6 protein-coding genes are annotated in these 11,246 nt (G+C 72.3%); all 6 read right to left on the bottom strand.

Annotation, left to right across the window (positions count from 1 at the left end):
- Positions 1-9: 9 nt before the first annotated feature.
- On the bottom strand, positions 10-5,970 hold the full coding sequence (locus tag ACFV9T_RS12465; RefSeq protein WP_385439134.1) for an SDR family oxidoreductase: 5,961 nt from the start codon (positions 5,968-5,970) through the stop codon (positions 10-12).
- Positions 5,970-7,439, bottom strand: coding sequence for an acyltransferase domain-containing protein (locus ACFV9T_RS12460; RefSeq protein WP_385439132.1), 1,470 nt, complete (start codon positions 7,437-7,439; stop codon positions 5,970-5,972). The genes ACFV9T_RS12465 and ACFV9T_RS12460 overlap by 1 nt, the downstream gene beginning before the upstream one ends.
- A 129-nt stretch (positions 7,440-7,568) precedes the next feature.
- Positions 7,569-8,879 carry a dihydrolipoamide acetyltransferase family protein gene (locus ACFV9T_RS12455; RefSeq protein ID WP_385439129.1) on the bottom strand — a complete coding sequence of 437 codons (1,311 nt, stop codon included), beginning with the start codon at positions 8,877-8,879 and terminating at the stop codon, positions 7,569-7,571.
- Positions 8,880-8,910: 31 nt separating this feature from the next.
- Positions 8,911-9,951, bottom strand: a complete 1,041-nt coding sequence (locus ACFV9T_RS12450) for an alpha-ketoacid dehydrogenase subunit beta (protein ID WP_385439127.1) — start codon at positions 9,949-9,951, stop codon at positions 8,911-8,913.
- Positions 9,948-11,045, bottom strand: coding sequence for a thiamine pyrophosphate-dependent enzyme (locus ACFV9T_RS12445; protein WP_385439125.1), 1,098 nt, complete (start codon positions 11,043-11,045; stop codon positions 9,948-9,950). The genes ACFV9T_RS12450 and ACFV9T_RS12445 overlap by 4 nt, the downstream gene beginning before the upstream one ends.
- Positions 11,042-11,212, bottom strand: coding sequence for a hypothetical protein (locus ACFV9T_RS12440; RefSeq protein WP_385439123.1), 171 nt, complete (start codon positions 11,210-11,212; stop codon positions 11,042-11,044). Before ACFV9T_RS12440 ends, ACFV9T_RS12445 begins: the two co-directional genes overlap by 4 nt.
- Positions 11,213-11,246: the final 34 nt, after the last annotated feature.

Genomic DNA, 11,246 nt, shown 5'->3' with positions numbered 1-11,246 from the left:
CCTCGGCTGTCACGAAACGGGGGGCTGGGGAGCGTGGGGCCGGACCAGTTCTCCGCTGTGGTCCAGGGCGTGGGCGCTGACCCCGGTGATCCGGGCCAGCACCCGGCCGTCGCCGGAAACCGCGGTCAGGGCTCCGGTGGCGAACTCGCAGTGCAGCCGGATGTCCGGGTTCTCCGCGCTGATCCGGCAGTCGTCGCCCGGCCCGCCGAGGTCGACCTCGTCGAGACCGGCCATCGGGCCGACCAGGGGCGGGTGGTCGCCGGGCGGTGGCAGCAACAGCAGGTGCACCATGGCGTCCAGCAGGATCGCCGGTACGGTCATCCCGGCCAGGGCCGGAGCCCAGGCTTCGTGGTCCAGGCCGAACCGGGCGCTGTTCCCGTCCGGTCCACGGGCGTAGTCGCTGGTCCCGGCGAACGGGCCGGTGAGCGAGATCGGTGGGTCGGGAGAGTAGACCGGCATCGCGAAGTCGGGTTCGGGTGCGTAGGACGAGCAGTCGGGGGGTCCGGCGAGCGCGGGGAAGCGGTCCGCCAGCACGACCGTCGTCTCGCACAGCAGGTCGTTGAAGCGCAGCACCTTGCCGTTCTTGCCGATCCGGTGTGCCGTCATCCTGACCGCCACCTCGGCGCGGTCGCCCGTCCGGCTCGTGACCCGGGCTTCCACCGCGACGGTGCGCGGCGGCCCGGCGAGCCTGAGCGTGATCGACGCCCGGCAGACGAGACCGCGGAACCCGGTGACCACGAGGCCGGGGCAGAGGGCCGCGGCCGCTCCGGCCGCGGCCTCCAGGGTGAAGGTGCCGGGCAGCATGTATTCGCCGTTGACCCGGTGGTGGCGCATCCACCGCCCGTCCTGCTCGGCCAGGGTGCTCGGATCCCAGGTCTTGGTGAAGACGGCCCAGCTCTCGCCACGGTGGAGGACACCGTCGAGCAGTGGCGTGGTCAGCGCCGGATCCGGCGGGGCGGGTGGTGGCGCGTCCGGGGCGGGGATCCGCAGCTCGCCGGAGGCGGAGCCGTACGTGCCGATCCCGCGCCGGGCCAGCAGGACGCGTTCCTCCTCGCGGATGAAGAACGCCACCCCGCTCGCCGGTGGCCGGGTCAGGACGGAGAGGAACTGCGCGCATCCTTGCGCGGTGCTGATGTACGCGTCCATCTGGTTGCGCTTGAGGGTTTCCCGCATGGTGACGCTGCTGGCGACGCCGACCTCCCGCCAGCCGCTCCACAGGACCGCGACCTCCTGGTGGCCGTCCGGGCCGTGCCGCTGTGCCCAGGCGCTCGCGTACGCGAGGTATTCGTTGACGGCGCAGTAGTCGATGTCACCGGGCGCGGGGGCGAGCGTCGCCAGGGTGCTGAAGTTGCACCAGATCCGGGGCGGACGCCCGGCCAGGGCCCGTTTGAGGTTGCGGTAGCCGGTGGCCTTGGTGGCCCGGACCGCCCGGAAGTCGGTCAGGGTCTTGGCGTGCAGCGCCCGCGACCGCAGGTCGAGGACGGTGTTGATGAGCACGTCGATCTGTCCGTGCCGGTCGATGACCTCGCCGAGGACGGCGGCAGTGCGCTCGGCGTCGAGGACGTCGCACACCCGGTGGTGGACCCGGTCCGGGCCGCACAGTTCCGCCAGCCGCCGCACGGTGGCGCGTACTTCCCGGCGCGCCTGGGCCTTCTCGTAGAGGGCGCGCAGCTCCCGCACCGACGCGTCGGGGCGTATCCGGCGTTCGGCGGCGATGAACTCGGCCTGCGGCGGCAGCGCGTCGTCGGCTTCCGGCAGCGGGGTGCGGCCGATGACGTACACATGGGGCCGGTCGCTGGTGCGGGCGATCGCGTGGAGGAGTTCGGGGGTGATCCCCCGGGCGCCGCCGAAGGCCACCACGACCGCGCCGGGTGGCAGCGAGGCCTCTCCCGCCGGGGGCGGTGGCGCGTGGTCGTCGGCGACGGCCAGGGCGAACCAGCCGTCCCCTCGGCAGGCCAGCGTGTGCGTCGGCACCCGGGCGGTGCCCGCCCGTGCCAGTTGGTCCAGGGCGGTCGCGGCGTCGGTTGCGTCGCTGAGCAGGGTCACCCCGCCGCACTGCGGGACCTCGGCCCGGACGGAGCGGACGAGGCCGGTGAACAGCCCGCTCATCGGGGGTGGCAGGTCATCCGGCACCGCGCCGAGCAGGAGCGCTGTGAGCGAGCCGCCGGTGCGCAGCGCGGGCAGCGCCGCCTGGAGTGTGGTGAACGTGAGGTCCTGGAGGTCTTCCAGCCGGGTGGCCTCGGCCTCGTCGCTGTCATCACCGGGGGCGGGCAACCGGGAGAGGACCCGGATGTGGCGCGGGATGAACGGCAGACCGGTCAGGGCGCCGGGCGCCGCTTCGGGCGGCATATGGATGGCGCCTTCGAGGCCCGGCCGCGGCGACCAGATGGCGATGTCCGGGCCGGTGACCGCGGCGGCGAGATCCGGGGCGTCGGTGATGACGATGGTGCCCGCCGGGATCGGCGGTGTGGCCGAATCCCCCTGTGGCGGGTCCGTCGGGACGAGGTGGAAGGTCTGGCGGCGACCGGTGAAGTCCTCGGTGTGTTCCAGTGCGGCGGGCGCCGGTTCGGTGCGTACGGCTCCCTCCGCCGGGCCGGGGTGACGCGGGCCGCCCGGCCGGGTGAACTGGATGAGCGGCGATCCGGCGGCGGCGGGCGCCACGACGGTGTCCGTGCCCGTGACAACGCCCTTGACGACCGTCAGCAGCGCGTCCAGCGACAGATAGGTGTGTCCGGCACCGGCCAGCACGGGAAGGGAGTGCGCGGGCGTGGCCGAGTGCCGCAGACCGGTGCCGTCGACCTCGGTGGAGAGCGTGCCCAGGACGGGCAGGTGGTGCTCCAGCGCGGTGGAGCGCCGGGTGACCGCCAGGACCGCGGCGCCTTCCGCGATGGACCGGCCCTCCGGCACCAGACCGGCGAGGTGGCGGTCCCAGCCGCTGATCGGCCGCAGACACACCGCGCCGACGAGGGCGAGGTCGCAGGCCCGGTGGCGGAGCTGGCGCAGCGCCAGGTCGACCGCGGAGTGCGCGGAGTCCCGGTGGGCGTAGACGCTGGTCCCCAGCCCCCGGAAGTCGTAGTAGTTGGCGGCCCGGCCCGACAGGATGCAGGAGACGGCCCCGGTGAAGTCGTCCTCGTTCAGATCACCGGGGATCACCCCCGCCGCTTCCGCCATTCCCTTCGTGAGGTATTCCCTCAGCGTCCGCGCCTGCGCCGGGTCGGGCAGGATGTCGAACGCGGTGGCGCACTCGCGGGCGTGCACCCGCAGCGCGGCCCGGGTGTTGTGCGTGGTCGGCAGAGTCGAGCCGACCACCACCGCCGTGGTGGGCCGCAGGCTGGTGCCCGGCTCGCCGAGCTGGTCCAGCAGCGGGCCGAGGGCCTGGAGCATCATCAGGTGTGCGGCGTCCATGTGCCGCATCGTCAGCGGCGGGATGCGCACCTCGCGCGGGGACGGCAGCGGGTACGGCGTGCCGAAGTCGGCCTCCGGGAGCGGGCCGTCTCCGCCCAGCCAGGCGGGCACCTGGGCGGCGTCCAGGCCGGGCAGGTGGGTGTTCCAGCCCACGACGACCAGGTCCTCCGTATCGGCGGGCGCGCCACCGCCCTGCCGCTGCGCGGGGGCGGCCTGGGGCACGCGGTCGGACAGGACCACGTGCGCGTCCGCTCCCCCGAGGCCGAACGACGACACCCCGACCACGCGCGGTCGTGCGTCATCCGTCGGCCAGGGCGCGTCCTTGACCGGTACGGTCAGCCGCGTGCCGTCACCCAGCAGCGGGTGCGGGTCGGTGACCACGGGCTGTCCGGGAACCGCTCCACGGTCGAGGGCGACCAGCGCGTGGGCGACCGAGACCAGGCCCGCCAGCACCCCGGTGTGCCCGAAGACCTGCTTGTTCGACGTCAGCAGGCACGCCCGCTCACGCGGCCCCAACTTGGAAAGCAGCGAGCGCAGTTCGATCTCGTCGCCCACCGGTGTGCCGGTGCCGTGGGCCACGACCCAGTCCACGTCATCCGCCTCGACACCCGCGTCGGCCCAGGCGCGGGCGATCGCCAGCTCCTGCCCGCGCGTGGCCGGAGCGTGGATGCCCTTGCCCCGGCCATCGGCGGCGAGACCGGTGCCCCGGATGACACCGAGCACCCGGTCGCCGTCGGCCACGGCCCGCTCGTACGACTTCAAGGCGATCATGACGGCGCCCTCACCGATGAGGGTTCCATCAGCCGCCTGGTCGAAGGGGCGTATCTTTCCGCTCAACGAGATTCCCTGGGCCCGGCAGAAGAGCGTGAACCCGATCGGCTCGATCACCGAGGTGCCACCGGCCAGCGCCACGTCGACGGAGCCCTCGCGCAGCGCCTTGACCGCCGCGTCCAGGGCGAACAGCCCGCTGGCGCAGGCCGCGTCGAGGGTCAGGTGCTGCGCGTCGGCGGGGACCAGTCCGCGCAGCGCGTTGCGGGAGACGGACGCGGGCAGGTAGGCCTGCGGGTCCCCGCCGTCGCCACCGTACTGCGCGCTGATCGCGTGGTCGGCCAGCTCGGCCAGCCAGTCGCCGTCCTGGTCGGCGGGGAGCGCCTCGCGCACCATGCGCCGGTACTCGTCGCCCAGTACGACACCCTGGGGGCCGAGCCCCGTCTGGTCGTGAATGCCCGTGGTCGCGGCGAGCCACCGGTCGGTGGGGCGCTGGTGTACCCCGGCCAGGGCCTGGACGGTGCAGTGCCGTAACCAGTTATTGGTGCGTGGCCACCCGGGGCGGTCGACGTTTCCGTCCGGTTCGGCGATCGAGGCGGGGTCGGGGACGAAGTTCTGGACGTACCCGGCCTCGCGGACGTAGAAGGCGTCGGTGTCCTCCCGGGTGGGCGCCCAGAAGTGCTTCAGGTCGAAGGCGGACGGCTCGCTGGAGATCAGGACGCCTTCCCGCAGCCGGTCCCAGAACTCCGCCGTGTTGTTGGCGCCGGGCAGCGCCACGCCGAGGCCGACCACCGCGACGGCTCCGGGGTCCGTCTCGGGCGCCGGATCGGGCGCCGTCTCGGTCACTGCGGTCGCCACCGGTTCTGGTGCTGGTGCTGGCGCTGGAGCCGGGGTGGCCGCCGGTTGTTCCGGGGCGGGCCGGGCCGCCTCGGGTGGCGGCGTCGTCTCTGCCGCCGACGGGACCGGTTGCCGCCGGGCGGGCGTACTCACCTGGTCGGCCAGTCTGCTGTGCAGCCGCAGACCCTGCATTCCGCCGATGCTGATGCCGCCGTCCGCGACGATGGTCTGCCCGGTGATGAAACCGGTGTCCTCGTGCAGGAGGTGGACGATCAGCTTGCCCGCCTCCGGCGTCGAGAGGGTACGGCGCATCAGCTCGCTGGTCTCGGCCGGGTCACCGAGCGCCGCCGCGGGGTCATCAAGGTTGACGACGATCTCGCTGGCGACGGAGCCCAGCAGCACGGTGTTGACCCGGATGCCCTGGTCGACCAGTTCGAGCGCCAGATAGCGGACCAGCGACTCCAGGGCCGCCTTGGTGACACCACCGGGGCCGTACCCCGGGACCGGCTGGTGGGCCCCGACGCTGGACAGGCAGAGGATGCTCGCGCCCTCTCGTCCCGCCATCAGCTCGGCCGCCCGGCGCGAACAGTGGTAGGCCGCCATCACATTGGTGGACCACGCCCGCTGCCAGTAGGTGTCGTCGATGTCGAACAGGGGCAGGAACGCCCCGCCCGCGGCGTTGTTGATCAGGATGTCCAGGCCGCCGTGCCGCTCCTGGACCAGATCGAACATCCGGTCGATCTCGCTGGTCTTGGCCACCGAGGCGCGGATGAACTCGCAGCTGTGACCGGCCTCTTCCAGCTCCGCCCGCAGCAGCTTCGCCTGCTCGTCGGAGTGGAAGTAGTTGACGATCACGTGGGCGCCGCGCTGCGCCAGGCGGCGGACGATGTCCGCGCCGAGGCTCTTCGCGGCCCCCGTCACGAGTGCGACCCGGCCCCGCAGGTCGTCCGTCGAGGTCATCAGCTGGCAGCCTCCGCCCGGGCCTGTACGACGGTCTCCGCGATCCGGCGCAGTGTGCCGACGGTCAGCAGGGAGGAATTCGCCCGCAGATTGGGCAGACCGAACCGGTCGGATACCCGCCCGAGCAGGGCGACTTGCTTGAGTGATTCCACGCCCAGCTCGGACTCCAGGCCGTCGTCCTCGCCGAGCAGGTCCGGCGGGTAGCCCAGGAAGTCGCCGTAGAGCGTGCGCAAGTCGGCCAGTACGGTGTCGTAGTCCAGCCCGTCGGACACCGGCGAGCTGACCGGCGGCGCGACGGCGACCGGCGCGACGGCAGCCGGGGCGACGGCGACCGGTGCGGCCGGAGCAGCCGGAGCCGGGGCGACCGGAGCCGCTGGGACAGCCGGAGCCACCGGAGCCGGGGCGGCGACGGGTGCCACGTAGGACACGGGCGCCGTGGGCGCGCTCACCCGCACCGCTGCGGGAGCGTGTCCGTTGCCGTTGCTCGACGGCGCGGGCAGGCGCGAGCGGAACGGCCCGGGGCCACCGTCGGCGGAATCGGCGACCAGCGCCCGGACGGCTTCGGCCGGGTCACTCTCGCTCAGCGGGACGACACACTGCACGCCCGGGAGCGACGCCTCCACGAACTTGGTGACGACGGGCCACTCACCGCACTCCACGAAGGCGTCGGCGCCCGCCGCGTGCAGCTCACGAAGCGTGTGCAGCATCCGGACCCGGGCGGTGAGCGCACCGGCGACCAGCTCGACCGGGTCGTCGTCGCCGACGTCCCGTCCCAGCCACGGCGAGCACACCCGCCAGCGCCCGGCGCCGTACGGAATCCGCGGCGCGGTCGCCCGCAGGTCCCGCGCGGCCTGCGCCATCGCCGGGGTGTGGGTCGGATGCGGGACGTCCAGGCGGAGGCTCGGCCAGCCGAGCGCGTCGGCCACCCGCTCCACGTGCTCGATCAACGGCTCGGGGCCGCTGATGACGCTCTGCCGGGGGGCGTTCTCGCAGGCCACCACCAGATGGGGATGGTTGATCAGCCCGGCGAGCGACTCCGCCCGGCCGCCGTCCACGCCGACCGCGAGCATCTTTCCGTCCCAGCTCTGCCGGGTCAGCACCTGGGACCGGGCCACGGCCAGGCGCGCGGCGTCCTCCACGGACAGCTGTCCCGCGGCGGCCAGGGCCCACAGCTCCCCGATGCTCTGCCCGACGATCGCGACGGGCCGGACGCCTTCGGCGATCAGCATGTGGTGTGTAGCGATGCTGACGGCGAATATCTCCAGGTATTGCACCTCGGGGCCGCGCCGGTCGCTGATGTCGTTGTGCTCGATCAGCCGGGTGCTGATGTCGGGGAGTCCCATTTCCCGAGCTGCCTTGTCGATGCGGGACAGCGCTTCACGTACGGTCTCGTAACGGTTGTGGAAGTCGTACAGAACGCCCCCGCGGGGAGCAGCCACCGTACCGGGCATGACAATGACAGAATCCACGTGCCTCACCCTCAATCTCCGTCCCGCCTCCTGGCGATGATGAACTCTCACCGAAGCGGCTAACAGCGGGCTAACGGAAAACTGCCGGTCCGCGGTCCCGGTGAACGGGAGGGTGCCGCCCGGGCAAGGTCAGCGGTGGAGAACTATCAGGTCCGGCCGTTCGAGGAACCGGGCGATGTCGCGCAGGACGAGCGAACCCAGCTCGCCGTCGACGAGACGGTGGTCGAACGACATGGTGAGGGTCGTGATGTCGCGCAGCCGTATCCGTCCCTCGTGTTCCCACGGCATTCGCCGCACCTGGCCGAAGCAGAGGATCGCCGCTTCGCCGGGGTTGAGGATCGGCGTCCCGCCGTCGATGCCGAACACACCGATGTTGGTGATCGTGAAGGTCCCGTTCCTCATCCGCTCGGGTGGCGTCTTGCCCGCACGGGCCTGCTCGACGAGGTCGGTGAGCGCCAGGGCGATCTCCCGCAGGGAGAGCCGCTGGGCCGCGGCGATGTTGGGGACGATGAGCCCTCTCGGTGTCGCCGCGGCGATGCCGAGATTGACGTCGGAGTACTGGACGATCTCACCGGCCGCGGCGTCCCACTTCGCGTTGATACCGGGATGCCGTGCGATGGCGGTCAGCACTGCCTTGATGACCAGGCACAGTGGTGTCAGGCGCACATCCCCGAACGCCTTGTCGGTGCGCGCCCTCTCCAGCAGTTCGAGGGACCGCGTCACGTCGACGGTGACCCACTCCGTGACGTGCGGGGCGGTGAAGGCGCTCTCGACCATGGCCTGCGCGGTGTGCTTGCGCACTCCGCGAATCGGGGTGCGCACCACTTTGTCACCGGCGGGGCCGGGGGCGTTCGGCGTGGTGGCCCGCCGCTCGGCGAGGCGGTGCACGTCTTCGCGGGTGATGCGTCCCGTGGGGCCCGTGGCGGGCACCAGGCTCAGGTCGACTCCGAGGTCGCGGGCGAGCTTGCGCACCGGCGGGGCGGCGAGGGCCTTGCGGTCGGACGGTGTGACGGCCGGTGGCTCGGGCTTCCGCTTTCGCGGGCGCCGCGCCGTCCGCGCGTGCGCCGGACCATAGCCGACCAGGACGGGCTCGCGGGCGGGGGCGGACCGCTGCTCGCTCGGGGTGCCGTCCTGGGCGGGAGGATCCACGAGGTCTGTGGCGTCGCGTTCGGGCCCCGCCTGCGGGGCGCTGTCGTCCTCGACCTCGAACGAGATGACCGGCGTACCGACGGCCACTGCCTCTCCCGCGGCGCAGAGGATCTCGGTGACGGTCCCGGCATACGGGCTGGGCAGCTCCACCACCGCCTTCGCCGTTTCGATCTCGGCGATGACGTCGTTCACGCCGACCCGGTCGCCGGGGCCCACCCGCCATTCGAGAATCTCGGCCTCGGTGAGCCCCTCGCCGACATCGGGGAGCGGGAAATGCCTGGTCACGAGCATCGTGTCCTCCAGAACAGGTGTGCCGAACGGTTCACCCGGCACACACCCGGTCGACGGCGTCGAGGACGCGGTCGAGATCCGGCAGGTAGTCGCCCTCCGCCCGCGCCGGCGGATAGGGGACGTTGTAGCCACCGACCCGTTCCACGGGGGCCTCGAGGTCGTAGAAGCAGTGCTGCATGACCGTCGCGGCGACTTCGGCGCCCAGGCCGACGTTGACGGGCGCCTCGTGGACGACCACGACGCGTCCCGTCTTCGACGCCGAGCGGCACAGTGCGCCGGTATCGAGCGGAGACAGCGAGCGGAGGTCGAGGACTTCCAGCGAACGGCCTTCGGAGGCGGCGACCTCGGCCGCGTTGAGCGCCACCGCGACCATGGGCCCGTACGCGACCACGGTGGCGTCGGAGCCCTCGCGCAGCACCCGGGCGCGCCCCAGCGTGTCGCCGTCCACGGGGCGGCCGAGGCCGACCTCGGCCCGGTCCCAGTAACGGCGCTTGGGCTCGTAGAAGATGACGGGGTCGTCGCACGCGATCGCGGCGCGGAGCAGGTCGTACGCGTCCTGGGGGTGGCCGCACGCCACGACGCGCAGTCCGGCCGTGTGGCAGAAGTACGCCTCGTTCGACTCGCTGTGGTGCTCGACCGCGCCGATCCCGCCCCCGACCGGGATCCGGATGGTGACGGGGAGCCGCAGCAGCCCGCGGGAGCGCGCCCGCATCTTCGCCAGCTGGCTGACGATCTGGTCGAAGGCGGGGTAGACGAAACCGTCGAACTGGATCTCGCAGACCGGTCGGTACCCGCGCAGGGCCAGGCCGATGGCCGTCCCGACGATCCCCGATTCGGCCAGCGGGGTGTCCACGACGCGGTCGCCGAACTCGGCGGCCAGGCCATCGGTCACCCGGAACACCCCGCCCAGGGAGGCGATGTCCTCGCCGAGCAGAATCACCCGCTCGTCGTCGCGCATCGCCTGCCGCAGGCCCTCGTTCAGCGAGCGCCCGAGCGTGAGCGCGGTCGTGGTCGTGGCGGCCTCGTCGTGGGTGTCTTTCCCGGCCGGGGCGGCCGCGGTGGTGGTGGTCACAGAAAGGACTCCTGATACGTCTCGAAGGCATCGCGTTCGCGCCGCAGGGACTCGGGCTCCTCGCAGAAGGTGGCGCGGAAGGTGTCGCTCAGCGACGGCTCCGGAAGGGCACGGCACTCCCGGCGCGTCCGCGTGGCCAGCTCCTCGGCGTCGGAGGCGAGCGTGGCGAAGTATTCTTCGTCGGCCCAGCCGCGCGCCGTGAGCAGCAGGCGCACGCGCTCCACGGGGTCGTGGGCCTGCCACCGGGCCGCCTCGGCCTCGTCGCGGTAGCGCTTGGGGTCGTCCGATGTGCTGTGTCCGGACATGCGGTAGGTGTGCGCCTCGATGAACCCCGGTGCGCCACCGGCCCGGACCCGCTCGACCATGCGCCGTGTGGCGGCGTGGACGGCCAGTACGTCATTGCCGTCCACGGACACCGCGTCGAGTCCGAATCCCTTCGCACGCTCCCTCAGCGGGCTCGCGTACTGCTTGCTCGCGGGTGTCGAGATCGCCCATCCGTTGTTCTGGCAGAAGAACACGACGGGCGCCGATGTCACCGCCGCCCAGTTGAGCGCCTCGCTGGCGTCCCCCTGGCTGGAGGCGCCGTCACCGAGGTAGGTGAACACCACGCTGTCGGCGGCGTCGTACCGGACGCCCATCGCATAGCCGACGGCGTGCAGTGTCTGCGTGGCCAGCACCAGGCTGTAGATGTGGAAGTGGTACCGCTCGGGGTCCCATGAGCCGTGGCTCGTGCCACGCCACTGAGACAGCAGTTCCGTCGGCGAGATGCCACGGCACAGGGCCGCCACGTGTTCGCGGTAGGACGGGAAGACCCGGTCATCCGCCCGGAGGGCGCGGATCGATCCGGCCTGTGCCGCTTCCTGCCCGAGGGACATCAGCCAGAGTCCCAGCTCACCCTGGCGTTGCAGGGAGTACGCCTCCTGGTCGAGGCGGCGCCCGAGCACCATGTCGCGGTACAGCCCACGGACCAGGTCGCCGGTCACCTCGAGCATGTCCGCGGCCGCCTGTTCGTCCAGCGTCCCGGCCGGATCGACCAGCCGCAGGACGTCATCGGCGGAGGCCGCGGCGGATGACGCACCGGAGTGTGTGTTCATCCGTTCCTCCAGACGACCTTGACGACTTCGAGTGACCGGTTCAGGAACTTGACGAGCTGCCGCACCCTGATCTCGTCCGTCGTGTCCACCTCGATGGTGATGCGCCGCAGCCCGTCGATGGGCTCGGCGACGTCCATGGTGAGCACGTCGAACTGGCGATGCGCCAAGATCAAGGAGACCCGGGCGACCGCCAGGGGCGTG

This window comes from Streptomyces sp. NPDC059850, from assembly GCF_042731515.1.
In the GTDB taxonomy this organism is placed as follows: Bacteria; Actinomycetota; Actinomycetes; order Streptomycetales; family Streptomycetaceae; genus Streptomyces.
This window is presented reverse-complemented; position numbering and strand designations above follow the sequence as displayed.